Annotated in this window: 19 protein-coding genes; 9 read left to right on the forward strand and 10 right to left on the reverse strand. The window is 65.1% G+C overall.

Going from position 1 to position 17,975, the window contains the following annotated elements; all coding sequences use genetic code 11:
• Positions 1 to 8: 8 nt before the first annotated feature.
• The 10 genes from AACH87_RS11640 to AACH87_RS11685 all read right to left on the reverse strand — a co-directional run bounded on the left by AACH87_RS11640 (position 9) and on the right by AACH87_RS11685 (position 10,275).
• Positions 9 to 1,064 (reverse strand): NAD(P)/FAD-dependent oxidoreductase, encoded by a 1,056-nt coding sequence (locus AACH87_RS11640; RefSeq protein ID WP_338794600.1) that lies wholly within the window; start codon positions 1,062 to 1,064, stop codon positions 9 to 11.
• A gap of 127 nt (positions 1,065 to 1,191) precedes the next feature.
• Positions 1,192 to 1,521 carry a ferredoxin FdxA gene (gene fdxA / locus AACH87_RS11645; protein ID WP_338794601.1) on the reverse strand — a complete coding sequence of 110 codons (330 nt, stop codon included), beginning with the start codon at positions 1,519 to 1,521 and terminating at the stop codon, positions 1,192 to 1,194.
• Positions 1,522 to 1,652: 131 nt separating this feature from the next.
• Positions 1,653 to 3,023 (reverse strand): GTP-binding protein, encoded by a 1,371-nt coding sequence (locus tag AACH87_RS11650; protein WP_338794602.1) that lies wholly within the window; start codon positions 3,021 to 3,023, stop codon positions 1,653 to 1,655.
• Positions 3,024 to 3,037: 14 nt separating this feature from the next.
• Positions 3,038 to 4,000, reverse strand: coding sequence for a sulfate adenylyltransferase subunit CysD (gene cysD / locus AACH87_RS11655; RefSeq protein WP_338794603.1), 963 nt, complete (start codon positions 3,998 to 4,000; stop codon positions 3,038 to 3,040).
• Between the two features lie 26 nt (positions 4,001 to 4,026).
• Positions 4,027 to 4,650, reverse strand: coding sequence for a phosphoadenosine phosphosulfate reductase family protein (locus AACH87_RS11660; protein WP_338794604.1), 624 nt, complete (start codon positions 4,648 to 4,650; stop codon positions 4,027 to 4,029).
• A gap of 48 nt (positions 4,651 to 4,698) precedes the next feature.
• Complete coding sequence (locus tag AACH87_RS11665) at positions 4,699 to 5,088, reverse strand: DUF934 domain-containing protein (protein WP_338798933.1); 390 nt, start codon at positions 5,086 to 5,088, stop codon at positions 4,699 to 4,701.
• Between the two features lie 49 nt (positions 5,089 to 5,137).
• Positions 5,138 to 6,922, reverse strand: a complete 1,785-nt coding sequence (locus AACH87_RS11670; RefSeq protein ID WP_338794605.1) for a nitrite/sulfite reductase — start codon at positions 6,920 to 6,922, stop codon at positions 5,138 to 5,140.
• A gap of 11 nt (positions 6,923 to 6,933) precedes the next feature.
• Entirely contained in the window at positions 6,934 to 7,737 is an 804-nt protein-coding gene (locus tag AACH87_RS11675; protein ID WP_338794606.1) for a sulfite exporter TauE/SafE family protein, read from the reverse strand.
• 130 nt (positions 7,738 to 7,867) lie between these two features.
• Positions 7,868 to 9,892, reverse strand: a complete 2,025-nt coding sequence (gene mnmD / locus AACH87_RS11680) for a tRNA (5-methylaminomethyl-2-thiouridine)(34)-methyltransferase MnmD (protein ID WP_338794608.1) — start codon at positions 9,890 to 9,892, stop codon at positions 7,868 to 7,870.
• Between the two features lie 110 nt (positions 9,893 to 10,002).
• On the reverse strand, positions 10,003 to 10,275 hold the full coding sequence (locus tag AACH87_RS11685; protein WP_044400580.1) for an oxidative damage protection protein: 273 nt from the start codon (positions 10,273 to 10,275) through the stop codon (positions 10,003 to 10,005).
• Positions 10,276 to 10,470: 195 nt separating this feature from the next.
• On the opposite strand from AACH87_RS11685, the gene AACH87_RS11690 reads away from it, so the two are divergent.
• The 9 genes from AACH87_RS11690 (at position 10,471) to AACH87_RS11730 (ending at position 17,963) form a co-directional block, all read left to right on the forward strand.
• A complete protein-coding gene (locus tag AACH87_RS11690; protein ID WP_338794610.1) occupies positions 10,471 to 11,493 on the forward strand; it encodes a sulfate ABC transporter substrate-binding protein in 1,023 nt (340 codons plus the stop codon).
• Between the two features lie 190 nt (positions 11,494 to 11,683).
• Positions 11,684 to 12,274: an NADPH-dependent FMN reductase gene (gene ssuE, locus AACH87_RS11695; RefSeq protein ID WP_338794611.1), complete on the forward strand. Its 591-nt coding sequence runs from the start codon at positions 11,684 to 11,686 to the stop codon at positions 12,272 to 12,274.
• A 157-nt stretch (positions 12,275 to 12,431) separates the two neighbouring features.
• Positions 12,432 to 13,406 carry a sulfonate ABC transporter substrate-binding protein gene (locus AACH87_RS11700; RefSeq protein WP_338794612.1) on the forward strand — a complete coding sequence of 325 codons (975 nt, stop codon included), beginning with the start codon at positions 12,432 to 12,434 and terminating at the stop codon, positions 13,404 to 13,406.
• A gap of 43 nt (positions 13,407 to 13,449) precedes the next feature.
• Entirely contained in the window at positions 13,450 to 13,602 is a 153-nt protein-coding gene (locus tag AACH87_RS11705; RefSeq protein WP_338794613.1) for a hypothetical protein, read from the forward strand.
• A 76-nt stretch (positions 13,603 to 13,678) separates the two neighbouring features.
• Positions 13,679 to 14,842: an FMNH2-dependent alkanesulfonate monooxygenase gene (gene ssuD / locus AACH87_RS11710; protein WP_338794614.1), complete on the forward strand. Its 1,164-nt coding sequence runs from the start codon at positions 13,679 to 13,681 to the stop codon at positions 14,840 to 14,842.
• A gap of 13 nt (positions 14,843 to 14,855) precedes the next feature.
• Positions 14,856 to 15,221, forward strand: a complete 366-nt coding sequence (locus AACH87_RS11715; RefSeq protein ID WP_338794615.1) for a VOC family protein — start codon at positions 14,856 to 14,858, stop codon at positions 15,219 to 15,221.
• Positions 15,218 to 16,090, forward strand: a complete 873-nt coding sequence (gene ssuC, locus AACH87_RS11720) for an aliphatic sulfonate ABC transporter permease SsuC (protein ID WP_338794616.1) — start codon at positions 15,218 to 15,220, stop codon at positions 16,088 to 16,090. The genes AACH87_RS11715 and ssuC overlap by 4 nt, the downstream gene beginning before the upstream one ends.
• 16 nt (positions 16,091 to 16,106) lie before the next feature.
• Positions 16,107 to 17,138: an aliphatic sulfonate ABC transporter substrate-binding protein gene (locus AACH87_RS11725; protein ID WP_338794618.1), complete on the forward strand. Its 1,032-nt coding sequence runs from the start codon at positions 16,107 to 16,109 to the stop codon at positions 17,136 to 17,138.
• A gap of 3 nt (positions 17,139 to 17,141) precedes the next feature.
• The gene (locus AACH87_RS11730; RefSeq protein ID WP_338794619.1) at positions 17,142 to 17,963 is read left to right on the forward strand and encodes an ATP-binding cassette domain-containing protein; all 822 of its coding nucleotides are present in this window, start codon (positions 17,142 to 17,144) and stop codon (positions 17,961 to 17,963) included.
• The last annotated feature ends 12 nt before the right edge of the window (positions 17,964 to 17,975 follow it).

The raw sequence follows: 17,975 nt of genomic DNA on the forward strand, positions 1-17,975 counted from the left end.
GGCCGCGTTCAGCCGTTGACGGTCTCGGCTGAATTCACCCCCAACAACTGATGCAGATGCGTACTACTCGTCGTGTACTGCAGCACCACAGGCTTGCCGCTCAGGGCTTCGGCGGCGGCAAACGCGGCCAGGGTCGCTTCGTGAAAGCCGCACAGGATGAGCTTGCGCTTGCCGGGGTAGGTGATGATGTCGCCCACGGCGTAGATACCGGGAACGCTGGTGCGGAAGGTGGCGGTGTCTACCACCAGTTGCTTGCGTTCCATGGCCAGGCCCCAGTCGGCTATGGGGCCGAGGCGGGGGGAGACGCCCAGGGCGACGACCAGCACATCCACAGACACGGCCCGTTCGGTGCCTTCGGGCGTCAGGGTTTGCAGGGCGGCCAGCCGCTCGCCTTCGCGGGCGATGCCCGTGATTTGGCCCACCATCACTTCAACGCGCCCGGCATCGCGCAGGGCTTGTAGCTGGGCTAGTTGCTCGGGCGGGGCGTTGAATACATCGCGGCGGTGCAGCAGCACCACGCTGGCGGGTGGGGCATCGGCAGCCGTGGCGGCCTGGATGGCGCAGGCCACCGCCGCGTCGTCCCCACCATGCACCACCACGCGCTGGCCTTGCAGGCGGGCAGCGGGGGGCAGGTGCTGGTAATAAAGCTGTGTGCCCGCAAAGGCCTCGATACCTTCTACCTTGAGCGCCTTGGGCACAAAGGCCCCCACGCCTGCGGCGATAAAGACCGCACGGGCGATCAGCTCTACGCCTTGGCTGGTTGTGACGGCAAAGCGCCCATCGGCCTGCGGCTGGATGGATGCCACCTGGGTGCCCAGGTGCCATTGGGGCTTGAACGGCGCGATTTGCTGGGTGAGCCGTGCGGCCAGCTCATGGCCGGTGCACACGGGCACGCCGGGGATGTCGTAGATGGGTTTGTCGCCGTACAGCTCAACGCACTGGCCGCCCGCGTAGGGCAGGGCGTCGATGATGTGGGCGGACAGGCCTTGCAGGCCCAGCTGAAACACCTGGAACAGGCCCACGGGGCCTGCACCGATGACGACGGCATCGGTTTCTTGAATCATGGCTGTCATGCCCTGCGCACGGCGTGTAGCCACAAGCTGCGTTCAGTGCACAAGTACCGTTCAGGCTGAGTGTGTCGAAGCCCTGTGCAGCGCTTCAACCGGCTCAACGTGAACGGTTGGGGAGGGATCACTTGATCAGGTCAGCGATCTTGCCGGGCTTGCCGTTCCACTCGTCGGCGTCGGGCAGGGCAGGCTTGCGCTTGGTGATGCTCTTCCAGCCGTCGGCAAAGGCCAGTTCGGCGTTGAGCTTGATGAAGGCGACCTGATCGGAGGGCACGTCTTCTTCGGCAAAGATGGCGTTGGCGGGGCACTCGGGGATGCACACGGCGCAGTCAATGCACTCGTCGGGGTCGATGACGAGCATGTTCGGGCCTTCGCGGAAGCAGTCCACGGGGCACACGTCCACACAATCGGTGTACTTGCACTTGATGCAGTTTTCGGAAACGACGTGGGTCATGGCAGGAAAATTGTGTGGGGTCGGTCGGTGAAAACCCGTGATTTTAAGGCTTTCACCGCGACGAAGGGACAGGGCCCCTGAGCCCGCAAGGGGGACTCAGGGAATTTTCAAAGGGGTTCTCTTGCGCTGGATCAGTTCACCAGCACCGCACCCGCGGTTTTGTGGCTGGCCGTATCCACCAGGATCAGCGAGCCCAGCACGCGGGCATGCTTGAACGGCGCGGCCGGAATGGCCTCCTGCAGCAGCAGCTCCACATGGCCGATGGCGTTGGGGTCGAGCTGCGTGGCGGGTTCTTCGGCCAGGGTGTTGATGTTGAGCTTGTGCACTACAGCCTTGACCTTGGCCTTGATCCAGCGGTGGCCGTGCAGCGCCCAGTACACGCGGCCAGCCACCAGCGGCTCGTCGTCCATCCAGGCGATGGTGGTGCGCAGTTCGCGGCTGGCGGGCCAGGCGGGTGTGGCCGCTGGGGTGTCGCCAAAGTCGTCGTCAGCCGCCACGGCAGCAGGCGTGGGGGCGGCTACGATCCAGTCGCCACGCGATACGTCCACCTCGCGGTCGAGGATGATGCCCGCGCTGGTGCCTGCGGGCACGTCCTTGGGGCGGCGGGCATGGTCCAGCACCTGGGCCACGGTGGCAAGCTGGCCGCTAGGGAAAATTTGCACGGGCGTGCCGGGTGCCACATTGCCCGCAGCCACACGGCCCCAGAACACGCGGCGACCCTGGGAGGTGTCTGACGAGGACGAGAACTTTTCCACCCACTGCACCGGGAAGGCCAGCGCCAGCCCCGTGTCTGCCGGAGTGTTGGGCAGCTTTTCCAGCACCTGCAGCAGGGTGGGGCCCTGGTAGCCGCACCAGCCTGCGTTGGCATCCACCACGTTCCAGCCCTTCAAAGCAGACACAGGCACCGTGGCATGCACGGCAATGCCTGCGGCCTGAGCAAAGCGCTGCAGCGCGGCGCTGATGTGCTTCCAGGCCAGTTGCGGGTCTTCCACCGCGTCGAGCTTGTTCACTGCGAACACCAGCGAATGCACGCGCAGCAGGTGCACCAGCAGGCTGTGGCGGCGGGTTTGGGGCAGCAGGGCCAGCTCGGGGTTTTTCCAGTCGAGCTTGGTGGCATCGACCAGCACCACGGCGGCGTCGGCGCTGCTGGCGGCGGTGACCATGTTGCGGGTGTACTGCTCATGGCCGGGGGCATCGCCAATGATGAACTTGCGCGCCTCGGTAGCGAAGTAGCGGTAGGCCACGTCAATGGTGATGCCTTGCTCGCGCTCGGCGCTGAGGCCGTCGGTCAGCAGGGCCAGGTCGGTTTCGCCACCGCGCTGCACGCCTGCCAGGTGGTCTTGCAGCACGGCTTTGCTGTCCACCAGCAGGCGGCCAATCAGCGTGCTTTTGCCATCGTCCACGCTGCCGCAGGTGATGAACTTGAGGGCAGAGATGTGGTTATTAGTGCCCCCAGCGCTTGCTGGTTGTGCGCTGGCAGCTATCGAATTAGTAGTGCTCATTGGGAATACCTGCTTCAGAAATAGCCGTCTTTTTTGCGCTTCTCCATCGAAGCATCGCTGGTCTTGTCGTCCATGCGCGTGGCACCGCGCTCGCTTACATCGGCGGCCAGTGTCTCGATGACGATCTCGGCCGGGGTGGCTGCGGTGCTCTCCACGGGGGCCGTGCAGGTGATGTCGCCCACGGTGCGGAAGCGCACATCGCGGGTTTCCACCACTTCGCCCTCGCGGGGGGGCGTCAGCTCGGTCACGGGCATCAGCAGGCCCTTGCGGTCCACCACCTGGCGCTTGTGGGTGTAGTAAATGCTGGGCAGGCCGATCTGCTCGCGGTCGATGTATTGCCACACGTCCAGCTCGGTCCAGTTGCTGATGGGGAACACGCGGAAGTGCTCGCCGGGCTGAAGGCGGGTGTTGAACAGCGTCCAAAGCTCGGGGCGCTGGGCCTTGGGCTGCCATTGGCCAAAGCTGTCGCGGTGGCTGAAGATGCGCTCTTTTGCGCGGGCTTTTTCTTCATCGCGGCGGGCACCGCCGATCAGCGCGTCAAAGCGGAACTCTTCGATGGCTTCGAGCAGCGTGACGGACTGGTGCACGTTGCGCGACTCGCCAGGGTGGGCCAGGCGCACGGTACCGCGGGCCATCGAATCCTCCACGCTGCGCACGATCAGCTCAGCCCCCAGTTCCTTGGCCCGGAAGTCGCGGAAATCCGTCACTTCTGGAAAGTTGTGGCCAGTGTCGATCATGAGCAGCGGGTACGGAATGCCACCGCCGCTGGCCTTGGTGCCAAAGGCTTTTTCCGCACACTTGAGCATGACCAGCGAATCCTTGCCGCCCGAAAACAGCAGCGCAGGGCGTTCAAAGGCGGCGGCCACCTCGCGCAGGATGAAGATGGTTTCTTCTTCCAGGGCGTCGAGGTGCGAGTTGTTGAGGTGGTAGCTCATAGGCGGGTTCTGCAGCGTCGCGGAGTCGGTGCGTGCGTTCATGGTGATTTTTTGTGTTGACTCAGGTCTCAGTGCGCAAGGTGCAAGCCGCACTCGCGGTTGTCCTCGCCCTTGGTGGGGTCCACATAGTCAAAGTTGTTGGGCAGGCCGTGTTTCACGCAGTACTCGTGCAGGTCTTTGGACGACCAGTGCAGCAGCGGGGCCACCTTGATGAGGCCATCGGGGTTGATGCTGACGGGGTCCATCTGGGCGCGCACAGCAGTGTCTGTAGCGCGCAGGGCCGTGAACCAGACCTTGGGAGCCGTCTCGCGCAGGGCGCGGGCAAAGGGTTCGAGCTTCACTTCTTCGGTGAACGCGGCGTGGCGCGGGTTATCCAGCGCAGGCGTCGCGCCTTCCACCGCCTCGCGATGGGCGCGGGAGCGGCGGGGCAGGTAGATCTGCAGGTTCAGGCCCAGTTGCTTGGTCACCTCGTCGGCAAAGCGGTAGGTGGCCTCGGTGTTGTAGCCGTTGTCCATCCACACCACGGGCACATCGCGCTTTACCTGGGTAACCAGGTGCAGGATCACGGCTTCGAACGGGCGGAAATTGGTGGTGACGATGGCTGGCTGGTTCAGCCCCAATGCCCAGGCCACCAGGCCTTGGGCGTTGCGGCCGAGTTCGGCGTTGATGGAAGCAAGATCAATGTGGCTCATGGTGTGGGGCGGGTGGGTGGCCTGGATCAAACGGGGCGGGCGCGCAGCTCAGGCTGCAGCAGAGCCTGCAAACTGGGGCAGGGGGTTGATGGCATCGCCCTGGTAGAAGCCAGGGAACAGCTCAAACTGGCGCTGCGCATCGGCAGCGTCCACGCCCTCGGCGAGCACCGCGCTGCTGAAGCCCGTGCGCTGCATTTGCACCAGCTGGTCAATCAGCACATCGCCGGTGGCGCGGATGTCACCCGCAAAGCCACGGCGGCGGCGCAGCAAAAAGGCCTGGCTGAAAGCGCGGCCATCGGTGAAGTTGGGAAAGTGCAGGTCCACACGTTCCACGCCATCAAGCGGCAGGGCCAGCGCGTCTGCGTCGTTGGCCAGCGCCACCACGCGGGCGTCGCCCTCTGCGGGGGGCTGGTGTTCGTGGGCTGCGATCAGTGTCAGGTTCATCATCGTCGGGGACTCGTAGCGGTGCGTCTTCTGGCGGGCGGCTTCAGGCGGCGGCCAGGGTTTCGTCTTTGTGGCGGGCCTGCTTGGCGGCTTCCTTGAAGGGGTCCAGGCCCACACGGCGTACAGCGGCCTGGAAGGACTCACCGCTTTCGCGCAGGTCACGGTAGGTGCCGAGCACCGCTTCGATCACGTCGGGCACTTCGGCCGCTGAGAACGAGGGGCCAATCACCTTGCCTGCCACTGCGGGGCCAGACAGGTCGGAGCCATCTGCGCCACCCAGCGTGACCTGGTACCACTCCTTGCCGTCCTTATCAACGCCCAGAATGCCGATGTGGCCGCTGTGGTGGTGGCCGCAGCTGTTGATGCAACCGCTGATGTGCAGGTCAATCGGGCCCAGGTCGTCCAGCTCGTCCAGGTCTTGATAACGCTGGGTGATAGCTTCAGCGATGGGCAGCGAGCGGGCATTGGCCAGCGCGCAGAAGTCGCCGCCGGGGCAGGCGATCATGTCGGTAAGCAGCTGCACGTTGGCGCTGGCCAGGCCCAGGGACTTGGCTTCCTGCCACAGGGCAAACAGCTGGCTGCCATGCACCCAGGGCAGCAGCACGTTCTGGTCATGGGTCACGCGGGCTTCACCGGCGGAATATTTGTCCACCAGGTCTGCCAGGGCGATGAGCTGGTCGCTGGTGGCGTCACCGGGCGATTGGCCGGGGCGCTTGAACGACAGGGTTACGGCGCGCAGTTGCGGGTTGCGGTGGGGGTGCACATTGCGCTGCAGCCAGCGGCCAAACGCCACATGCTCCGCCGCCTGGGCCTTGAGCGATGCTTCCAGCGCTGCAGGGTCCACATCCGGAATATCGGCAAGCTGGGGGTCTACAAAGCAGGCAGCCACGCGGTCAAACTCGGCTTGCGGAATGGTGTGCGGGCCACCGTCCACTTCCAGAATCTGGCGGTATTCCTCTTCCACATCGTCGATGTATTTCTGGCCTTCGGACTTGACCAGAATCTTGATGCGGGCCTTGTACTTGTTGTCGCGGCGGCCGTGCTCGTTGTACACGCGCACGATGGCCTCGATGTAGTTCATGATCTGGTTCCAGGGCAGGAACTCGCGGATCACCGTGCCCACCACCGGGGTGCGGCCCATGCCGCCGCCCACAAACACCTTGAAGCCGATCTCGCCCTGGGCGTTCTTGACCAGATGCAGGCCCACGTCGTGCCAGCCGGTGGCAGCGCGGTCGTCCTTGGCACCGCTGATGGCGATCTTGAACTTGCGGGGCAGGAAGGCGAACTCGGGGTGCAGCGTGGTCCACTGGCGCAGGATTTCTGCATAGGGGCGGGGGTCCACGATCTCGTCCACGGCAATGCCTGCCAGCGCATCGGTGGTGGTGTTGCGAATGCAGTTGCCGCTGGTCTGGATGCCGTGCATGCCCACGCTGGCCAGCAGGTCCATCACGTCCGCGCTTTTGGACAGCGGAATCCAGTTGAACTGCACATTGGTGCGGGTGGTGAAGTGGGCACAGTTCTTGGGCAGGAAGGTGGTGCCAAGCTTGCCCTGGCCTTCCATGGCGGCTTTGAAGACAGCGGCTTCGGGCTCGTCGTACTCGCGGGCAATCTGGGCCAGCACGCGGATTTGGCGGCTGGCGATCTCGCCATAAGGCACAGCCACGCGCAGCATGGGAGCGTAGCGCTGCACGTACCAGCCGTTTTGCAGGCGCAGGGGGCGGAAAGCGTCTTCAGACAGCTTGCCGCTTTGCCAGCGGCTCAGCTGGTCGCGGAACTGCCGCGCCCGCTGTTGCACAAATTGTTGGTCGAATTCTGTGTATTGGTACATCGTGGTGCAACTCAGATCAAAATCAGTTTGAAGCCCGCCCAGGCGAGCAGCAGAGACAGGACGGAGCGGATGAAACGCTCAGGTGTGCGCGACACCAGCCGGGAGCCCAGCCAGATGCCGGGCAGCGAGCCAGCCAGCAATTGTGCAAGCAAAGGCCAATCCACCGTGCCGAGAGAGGCATGCCCCAGCCCGGCCACCAGGGTGAGCGGCACGGCGTAGGCGATGTCTGCGCCAATGATGCGGGGCAGCGGGAGCATGGGGTAGACCAGCAGCAGGACTGTGACGCCAATCGCCCCAGCGCCGACGGAGGTGAATGTGACCAGCGTGCCAATCACAGCACCCAGCAGGATGGGCAGGCTCCAATGGCGTGGCCGGGTCGGATCGCCCGTGTGGTTCTTGCGTGCATTGGCTTCGGCCGCCTGGCGCTGGGCCGAGAAAACAATCGCCTTGTAGAGCGTGGCGGCAGAGGTGAGCAGCAAGGCAAACCCCAGCGTGGTCGTCATGATGCTGTGAACGATGCCGCTGGCAGGCCCCAGCACATGCAAGGCCCACAAAGACAGCAGCGCGGCAGGAATGCTGCCTGCGCACAGTTGCCCCACCACCTTCCAGGGCACCAGCCGCTGGCGGGCCATGCTGACGGTGCCCCCCATTTTGGTGAAGGCTGCAAACAGCAGGTCGGTACCCACAGCCATATGGGGCTTGATACCGAAGAAGAAGATCAGGATAGGCGTCATCAGCGAGCCACCGCCCACGCCGGTGAGGCCAACAATCAGCCCCACTGCAAACCCCGCAAAGACAAACGCCATTTCTTGCATGGCCGCGAATGTAGAGGGGCTTCTTATGGATGCAAACTATTGTTTTGTCCTGCCAATATGCAAATATTCATATAAGCAAGTATTGGCAGGGCTTTGAACACGTTCTTGGGGCGGGTTACTGCTGCGCGACTTACATGCGCTCACTGTCCAGGGCACGGGCCAGTTTGGTGTCCAGCGGCAAGGGCTCATCGTTCAGGCGTGCAGCGGCCAGTTCGCCACACAGCAGTGCCAGGGTGAGGCCCCGGGCTCCCATGGCGGTACACACCCACAGGCCGGGCAGCACCTTGGCGTTCACCGGGCCCACCAGGGGCAGCCGGTCGGTGGTGGTGCAGCGCACGGCCCCCCAGGTGCCCAGCCCACCAGCCTGGCGAATGTCCTCGGCAGATTCGCACAGCGCCTCGCCCGGCTCAGGCTCTGCCATGTCGGCACAGGCTTCTGCGGCTTTGGTTTTTTTCTGCAGCCGGGCTTCAAACAGCGGGGCCAGCTGTTTTGCGGCTGTGGGCAGCAGGGTTTGCAGCTTGTCCCAGTGGGTATGGTGCGCGGCGGTCTGCTCGCGGTAAGCGGGGGGCAGGGCGGTCATGCCGCGCTCAAAGGTCGATCCCATCACCCAGCCGCGCTGGGGCGCGTCGGTTGCCCCCAAGGTAGGTGCAGCCCAGGCAAACGCAGGCACCAGGTTGCCATGGCCGTTCACCGGGAAGGGAGCCGGGGCTGGGTGCAGGTGGTCGTTCAGCCCCAGCGATACCTGCCCGCGCACCGCCCGCAGGTCGTAGCGCTGCTCCAGCAAGGCATGGCTGGCAAAGCCAGCGGCCACCACCACCAAAGGCGCTTCTGCCAGCACCTGGTCTTGCGCGTCCAGCACTTGCCAGCAGGGTTGTGCCCCCCCTTCGGGGGCCGCCTTGCGCAGGGATGCGGCGCGGCGCTGGCCCAGCCATTCAATGCCCGGCTCCCGCAGCAGGGCGCGCACCAGCTGGCCGGGCCGAATCCACCCACCCTGCAGGTGCCAGCAGGCGGCAGCATCGGCGGGCAAGCCCGCTTGTGCCAGCCGTTCGGCAGGTGCGGGCACGCTCCAGTCGGCACCGGGGCTTTGGGCCCAGTTCTTGGGCAGGCCTGGGGTGCCGTCTACCCGGTGCTCCAGCACCCCTTCGGGGGCCCAGTCCAGCCCTTGCTGCAACCGCTGCCTGGCCTGCAGCAGGGTTGTGCGCACGCCGCTGCGCGACAGGCGCGAGAGCACGCTGTCGTCCGGCGAAACATGGGGCGCAAAAACACCCGCGGGCAGGCCCGATGCGCCAGCGGCGGGCTCTGCCCCCTGGTCCAGCACCTGCACCCGCCAGCCGCGCCGTGCCAGGCTGGCGGCGGTGGCGGCGCCCGCCAGCCCTGCGCCCAGCACGATGCAGTGCTTGCCGGTGTTGCCCACGGGTACAGCGGCGGATTGCTCTAACGCTGCGCTGCGCGGGCGTGGCTCCCAGTGCGGGTCGTAGCGGGCCTGCAGGTTGTGCCGCTTGGGGGGCACACCGGGCACCTTGTTCACCACAAAGCCGCACTGCGTGAGGGCATCGCGCACGCTGTGCGCTACCGACCAGGTGGCAAGCCGTGTGCCGCGGTGGCAGCAGCGGGCCACGGCTTTGAGGGTGTGCACGCTCCAGATGTCTGGATTGACCTTGGGGCTGAAACCGTCCAGGTACACCGAATCGGCCGTGGGAGCCTGCTGGCGCAGCATCTCCTGCGCATCGCCCACATACAGCGTGAGCAGCACGCGGCCTTCTTCAAAGCTCAGGCGGTGCACACCGGGCAGCAGGCCCCACCATTGGTCATGCAGTTGCTGCGCCAGCGGGGCCAGCTCGGTGTGGTGCGCGGTGGCGCGCAACAGGTCTGCCGCAGCCACAGGCCAGGCTTCGACCGAGATGAAATGCAGCATGCGTGGCCGCGCAGGATCAGCCCGCCAAGCCGCCCAAGTGACCAGAAAGTTCAGCCCAAAGCCAAATCCTGTCTCCAGCACCCGCCACTGACTCTGCCCCGCCCACGCCTCAGGCAGGCCGCAGCCGTGCAAAAACGTGTTCTGCGCCTGCGCCAGGCCACCGTTTTCGCTGTGGTAGCGGTCGCCAAAGCGCGGGCTGTAAGGGGTGCCGTCGGGCAACCAGTCAATGGGCTCGGACATGGAAAGACGATGAATGTCTACAACCTGGAAAAACAAAGGGCGCCACAAGGGCGCCGTGCAGGGGTGGGTTTGTACCCGAAGCGGGCTTTACCGCTGTTGCGTTAGATCACTCAAGCGCTGGGCGGGACGTAGCCCGCTGCGGCGTCTGCGCCGCCACCGAAGAAGTGGTTTTCCATCTGTCTCGCCAGATACTGGCGGGCGCGGGCGTCGGCCAGGTTCAGGCGGTTTTCGTTGACCAGCATGGTCTGGTGCTTGAGCCAGTCGGCCCAGGCCTGCTTGCTCACGTTTTCCCAGATGCGTTTGCCCAGTTCGCCAGGGTAGGGCGGAAAGTCCAGACCTTCTGCTTCCTGGCCGAGTTTGATGCATTGGACGGTGCGTGCCATGGTGATTCCTTGTCGTGGTTTATGTCAAAGCAAGGCGGGCCTCGGGTGCCTGCAGCGGGCAGACGCCGAGTGCGCCTCAGATGATTTGGATATAAAGAACTGAAATCTCAGTAGTTCCAGTTTTTAAGAGGGCCTTTCAGAATGCGTTTCATCGGTGATTTGCACCGTCCCGCATTCCAATAAACGAGGCCCTCCATGAACTTTCGCCGCGACTTTATCAAGTTTCCATTGGCCGCAGCCTTTGCAGGCGCATTGGCGCTGACGGCGCTGCCGTCCTTTGCGCAGTCTGTGACGCTGCTCAATGTGTCCTACGACCCGACGCGTGAGCTGTACGTCGAGTTCAACCAGGCGTTTGCCAAATACTGGAAGGCCAAGACCGGGCAGGACGTGACCATCAAGCAAAGCCATGGCGGCTCGGGCAAGCAGGCCCGCTCCATCATCGACGGGCTGGAGGCTGACGTGGCCACCCTGGCGCTGGCAGGTGACACCGACGCGCTGCACACCAACGGCGGCTGGATTCCCAAAGACTGGCAAAAGCGCCTGCCGCACAACAGTTCGCCCTACACCTCCACCATCGTGCTGGTGGTGCGCCAGGGCAACCCCAAGGGCATCAAGGACTGGGATGACCTCGTCAAGCCTGGCATCAGCGTGATCACGCCCAACCCCAAGACCTCGGGCGGTGCCCGCTGGAACTATCTGGCTGCCTGGGAATTTGCCAAGCGCAAGTACGGCGGTGATGCCAAGGCCAAGGACTTTGTGGCCAAGCTGTACGGCAACGTGCCTGTGCTGGACACCGGTGCGCGCGGCTCCACCATCACCTTTGCCCAGCGCAACCAGGGCGATGTGCTGATCGCCTGGGAAAACGAGGCCTACCTGCTGGAAAAGGAATTTGGCACCAAGTTTGACGTGATTGCGCCTTCTCTCTCCATCGTGGCTGAGCCCGCTGTGTCGGTCGTGGACAAGAACGTGGACAAGAAGGGCACCCGCGCCGTGGCCGAGGAATACCTCAAGTACCTCTACACCGAAGAGGGCCAGGACATTGCGGGCAAGCACTTCTACCGCCCCGCGGTGTCTGACAAGGCCAAGGCCAAGTACGCCAAGCAGTTCCCCAAGCTGAACCTGTTCACCATTGACGACGCCTTTGGCGGCTGGACCAAGGCGGCCAAGGAACACTTTGCCGACGGGGCCAGCTTCGACCAGATCTACACCAAGAAGTAAACGGCTCTCCCGCCGCCGCCCTCCACACCCCAGCACCCCGGCTCTGTCGGGGTCATTCGGGTCCCGCCTGCCAGACCGTGCAGCGCGGGCAGGGCGGAGCACTGCCTGAACGCAGCCTTTGAATGAAATCAGCCGCTAGCGCCCATCCATAAAGCGCAAGCAGCTATCAAAACAGTAGTAAGGAAAAGACATGTCCGCCTTGTTGATTGCTGGCAGCCCCTCAGAGCGCTCCCGCTCCGCCGCCTTGCTGGACGCTGTATCGCAGCGCCTGCATGCCCGTGGCGCGCTGGTAGACCGCATCCACATCCGCGACCTGTCTCCCCAGGCGCTGCTGCTGGCCGATTTTGGCCACCCCACCGTGGTGGCCGCTACCGACCAGGTGGCCAAGGCCCGCGTGCTGGTGGTCGCTACCCCTGTGTACAAGGCGGCCTACAGCGGCGTGCTCAAGGTGTTTCTGGACTTGCTGCCGCAAACCGCCCTCAAGGGCAAAACCGTGCTGCCCCTGGCCACGGGCGGCAGTCCGCACCACATGCTGGCGCTGGACTACGCCCTGCGCCCCGTGCTGCAGTCGCTGGGGGCCAAACACATCCTGCCCGGCATTTACGCCACCGATTCGCAGGTGACCCTGACCCCCGAGGGTAGCTACGACGTGCACAGCGACATTGCCACCCGGCTGGACGATGCCGTGAACCTGATCATCACCGAGACCTTGCGCCCCACACCGGTGCCCGCTGGGCGCTTTGAGCCCGTGGCCTTCTCGCAGGTGCGATGTAGCGTGTAAAGCGCCCGCGGGTGATCCAACCCGCTTCCCCGTCCCCCATGAACACATGCCTTGCGCGCAGGGCAGGGCGCGGCTTTGCCTGCAGAAACGGCACCGCTCCCTCAGCACCTGAACGCGCCCGGCGCACCAGACCTGAAGACATTTTCGAGAACATTGCATGACACATCATCTTTTTGAAACCTCCCGCCGCCGCGTGCTCGCATCCGGCTTGGCCGCTGGGCTGGCGGCTGCAGGCCTCACCCAACCCGCATGGGCGCAATCGCCTGCCGCGCCTGTGCTTCGGGTGGGCCACCAAAAGGGCTGGCTCTCGCTCATCAAAGCCCGTGGCACGCTGGAAAAGCGCCTGGCCCCCCTGGGCGTCAAAGTGACCTGGACCGAGTTCAACGCGGGCCCCGTGCAGCTGGAGGCGCTCAACGTCGGCTCCATCGACTTTGGCGATGTGGGCGAAGCGCCTCCCATCTTTGCGCAGGCCGCAGGCGCGCCGCTGGTGTATGCGGGCTCTTCCGTGCCCCGCCCGGCGGTGGAGGCCGTGGTGGTACCAAAAGATTCGCTCATTCGCAGCGTGGCCGACCTCAAGGGCAAGCGCGTGGCCTACAACAAGGGCTCCAACGTGCATTACTTTTTGGTCAAGCTGCTGGAAAAGCACGGCCTGAAGTACAGCGATGTGCAGTCCGTCTTTCTGCCCCCGCCCGATGCACGCGCCGCCTTTGAAAGAGGCGCAGTAGACGCCTGGGTGATCTGGGACCCGTTCCTGGCTTCGGCCGAAAAAACGCTGGGCACCCGCATCCTGGCCAACGCCCAGGGCGTGGTCAACAACCGTGCGTACTACTTCACCTCGCGAGACTTTGCCACCCGCCATCCCGAGGTGCTGCGCATTGCTGTGGACGAAATCAACGCCATCGAGACCTGGATCTCCAAAAACAAGGCCGAGGCCGCGACAGAACTGGCCCAGGTGCTGGGGCTGGACCGCTCCATCACCGAGCTGTTCATTGGCCGAGTGGGCTACGGCACCACCGTGGTCACCCGCGAAATTCTGGCCGAGCAGCAGGCCATTGCCGACACGTTCTTCGACCTGAAGCTCATTCCCAAAAAGCTGAACCTGCTGCACGCAGCGCCCGTCGATCTCAAGTAACCCAGACACCACGGCCATCAACCCACTGACCCAGGAGCCCACCATGCCCATCCGTACGCCCGCCCCCATGACATTTGCACTGCACCAACGCCTGCAGCAGATGCTGTGCGTCACGGCCCAGGCCTGGGGGCTGAATGCGCGGCCGTGCGGGGGCATGCGGCGTGCGCCCACCTTCGGTTTCGCGATCTCGTATTGACCTCACTCCCCAACAACAGACTCCGGCCCCAAGGCCGGGGCCCTATCCAAACGCATCCCGCACACAGGTGACCCCCATGCAAATTTTCTGGTTCATCCCCACCCACGGCGACAGCCGCTACCTGGGCACCGCCAAGGGCGGCCGCCAGCTCAGCCACGACTACCTCAAGCAAGTGGCCGTGGCGGCCGACAGCCTGGGCTATGAAGGCGTGCTCATCCCCACCGGGCGTTCGTGCGAAGACCCCTGGGTCATCGCATCGACCCTGCTGCCCGTCACGCGCAACCTCAAGTTTTTGGTGGCGGTGCGCCCCGGCCTGCACCAGCCCGCGCTGGCCGCCCGTATGGCCGCCACGTTTGACCGGCTCTCGGGCGGGCGGCTGCTCATCAACCTGGTCACTGGCGGCGACCAGACCGAGCTGGAGGGCGATGGCGTGTTCCTCGACCACGCAGCGCGCTACGAGCAATCGGCAGAGTTCATCCGCATCTGGCGTGAAATTCTGGCGCGCAGCCACGCTGGCGAAACCTATGACTACGAGGGCAAGCACCTCACGGTGAAGGGCGCCAAGCTGCTGTTCCCACCGCTGCAAAAGCCGCACCCACCGGTGTATTTCGGCGGCTCGTCGGCCGCTGCGCACGACTTGGCGGCCGAGCAGGTCGAGACCTACCTCACCTGGGGCGAACCCCCGGCCGAAGTGGCCAAGAAGGTGGCCGACGTGCGCGAACGCGCCGCCAAGCATGGCCGCACCGTGAAGTTCGGCATCCGCCTGCACGTCATCGTGCGTGAGACGGAAGAACAAGCTTGGGCAGCCGCTGAAGAGCTGATCAGCCACGTAGACGACGACACCGTGGTGCGCGCCCAGGCCGTATTTGCCCGCATGGATTCAGAAGGCCAGCGCCGCATGGCCGCACTGCATAGTCAGGGTGTGAAGCGCACCCGCAAAGACTTGGAGATCAGCCCCAACCTGTGGGCGGGCGTGGGCCTGGTGCGCGGCGGCGCGGGCACCGCCCTGGTGGGCAGCCCCGAAACCGTGGCCGCCCGCATCCAGGAATACGCCGAGCTGGGGCTGGACACCTTTGTGCTCTCCGGCTACCCGCACCTGGAAGAGGCCTACCGCTTTGCCGAGCTGGTGTTCCCGCTGCTGCCCGTCAAAACGCAGGAAAAGCTCGCAGGCGGCAACCCCCTGGGCCCCTTTGGCGAAACCGTGGGCAACCAGTACGTGCCCAAGGCATCGCAAAGCTGAGCAGGAACCTTGCATGGTCGTCCACTCCATCAACCACGTGCAGCTGCCGTTCCCCGCAGGGGCTGAGGGGCAGATCCGCAACTTCTACAGCAGCCTGCTGGGCTTGCCTGAAGTGCGCTTGCAGGCGGGCAATGCGCTGCGTTTTGTGGCGGGTACCCAGCGCATTGACCTGGTACCCACCGAGCAGTGGCAGCCCGCGCCTGCGGTGTCGCACCTGGCCTTTGAGGTCGAAGACCTGCCCGCCCTGCGCGGGCGCCTGCTGCAGGCCCAGCTGCCGCTGGTAGAGAACCGTGCGCTGCCTGGCTACCTGCGCTTTTACGTCAAAGACCCAGCGGGCAACCAGCTGGAGTTTCTGGAACCCGACAAGGACCACACATGAGCACAACCACCCGCGAACTGCAGGCCACGCCTGTGGGTCATCTCTCTGACACCCCCGACGAGCCCGGCCGCAGCCTGCTGCCCAGCCAGTGGAGCCTGCTGGCGCGCAACGTAGGCCAGCGCCTGCTGCCCTGGGCCGTGCCCGTGGGCCTGATCGTGGCGTGGCAGATTGCCTCGTCGCTGGGCTGGCTCTCTACCCGCGTGCTGCCCGCGCCGCTGGAAGTGATCAAGGCCGCATGGACGCTGGCCGCATCGGGCGAGCTGTGGACCCATGTGCGCGTGAGTGCAGGCAGGGCCTTGACCGGGCTGGCCATTGGCGGCGGCCTGGGGCTGCTGCTGGGGCTGCTCACCGGCTCGGTCAAGCTGTTTGAGACGCTGCTCGACTCCACCATCCAGATGGTGCGCAACATCCCCGCGCTGGCGCTGATTCCGCTGGTCATCCTGTGGTTTGGCATTGATGAGTCTGCCAAGCTGTTCCTCATCAGCGTGTCGGTGTTCTTTCCCATCTACCTCAACACCTTTCACGGCATCCGCAATGTGGACCCCGGCCTCATCGAAATGGGCCGCACCTATGGCCTGAGCCGCTGGCAGCTCTACAAGCAGATCATCCTGCCCGGGGCGCTGTCCAGCATTCTGGTGGGGCTGCGCTTCTCGCTGGGGCTAATGTGGGTGATCCTCATCGTGGCCGAAACCATCTCGGCCCAGGCGGGCATCGGCTACCTGACGATGAATGCGCGGGAGTTTCTGCAGACCGACATCGTGCTGGTGGGCATCTTGCTCTACGCCTTGCTGGGCAAGCTGGCGGACGTGTTTGCCAAGGCGCTGGAAAGCTACTGGCTGCGCTGGCACCCCGGCTACCAGGCCGCTTGATGCAGGAGGACATGAAATGACCCGACTGCACACCATTGCTGCCATGACCACCCGCCGCCAGACCCTGCGCACGCTGGCTGCACTGAGCGCCGCCACCGGCTGGACCGCGCTGGCACACGCCCAGGGCACCGCCGCCAAGCCCCAGGTGCTGCGCCTGGGCTACCAGAAGTCATCCACCCTGGCCGTGGTGCTCAAGACCCGTGGCACGCTGGAGCAACTGCTGGCCCCCCTGCAAGTCAAGGTGAGCTGGCACGAGTTCACCAGCGGCCTGCCACTGCTCGAAGCACTGAACCTGGGCAATGTGGACGTGAGCGCCGATGTGGCCGACACCGTGCCCGTGTTTGCCCAGGCAGCGGGCGCGCAGCTCACGTTTGTGGCGCAAGAGGCCCCGTCGCCCTCGGCCCAGGCCATCGTGGTGCGGGCGGATTCGCCCATCAAGACGGTGGCCGACCTCAAGGGCAAAAAAGTAGGCTTTGCCAAGGCCGCAGGCGCGCACTACCTGCTGATTGCGGCGCTGGAGAAAGCGGGCCTTGCGTTCAAGGACATTGACCCCGCCTACCTCACCCCCGCCGATGGCCGGGCCGCGTTTGAACGCGGTGCCATCGACGCCTGGGTGGTGTGGGACCCTTTCCTGGCCGCCGTGCAGCGCCAGTCGGCCGTGCGCGTGATTGCGGATGGGCGAGGGGAGGGGCGTGGAGAAGTACGGGGGCAGGGCGACATCGCCTCGTACCAGCGTTACTACCTCGCATCCACCCCGTTTGCCCAGGCCCGGCCCGATGTGCTGCAGGTGCTGTTTGCCGAGCTGAAAAAGGCGGGCCAGTGGGTCAAGCAAAGCCCACAAGACGCCGCAGCCCTGCTGGCACCCGTGTGGGGGCTGGACGTGGCCACGGTAGAGCAGGCCAACAGCCGCCGTAGCTACGACGTGCGCGCCGTGCAACCCGGCCTGCTGGCCGAGCAGCAGCGCATTGCCGACGCCTTTCTATCCGAAAAACTCTTGCCACGGCGCGTGAACGCGCTGGACGTGGCCCTTTTCAAACCCGGAGCCTGAGCCATGACCGAAACCCTATCCACCGCAAAGCCCGCAGGCAGTGGCGTGCGCCTGGAAGTGCGTGGCGTGGACAAGCGCTATGGCACGCGCACCGTGCTCAAAAAGGCCGACCTGGTGATCGAGCCTGGCGAGTTTGTCGCGATTGTGGGCCGCAGCGGCTGCGGCAAAAGCACGCTGCTGCGCCTGGTGGCGGGGCTGGAATCCGTCTCGGGCGGTGCCATCCGCATTGACGGCGAGAGTGTGAGCGGACTGAGCGACAGCACCCGCATCATGTTCCAGGACTCGCGCTTGCTGCCCTGGAAGCGGGTGCAAGACAACGTGGCCCTGGGCCTGCCACCTGCGCAGCGGGGCGCTGCCGCCGATGTGCTGGCCCGCGTGGGCCTGGGCGACCGGCTGGGTGAGTGGCCTGCGCGCCTGTCCGGCGGCCAGCGCCAGCGTGTGGCCCTGGCCCGCGCCCTGGTGCACAACCCGCGCCTGCTGCTGCTCGATGAACCCCTGGGCGCGCTCGATGCGCTCACCCGCATCGAGATGCACCGCCTGATCGAGGGCCTCTGGCGCAGCAGTGGCTTTACCGCGCTGCTCGTCACCCACGACGTGCAAGAGGCCGTGGCCTTGGCCGACCGCGTGATCCTGATCGAGGACGGCCAGATTGCACTGGACCAGCGCATTGACCTGCCACGCCCCCGATCCCACGGCGACGCTGCCTTTGCCGCGCTGGAAAAACGCATTCTCGACCGCGTGCTGCAAAAGCCCGACCCCGAATCTGCCGCAAACGGCGCCCACTGGCCCGGTGTGCCCGCCCACGGCCTGCGCTGGGCCATCTGATCCGCTTTCTTC

It is taken from the genome of Acidovorax sp. DW039, from assembly GCF_037101375.1.
Classification (GTDB): domain Bacteria; phylum Pseudomonadota; class Gammaproteobacteria; order Burkholderiales; family Burkholderiaceae_C; genus Acidovorax.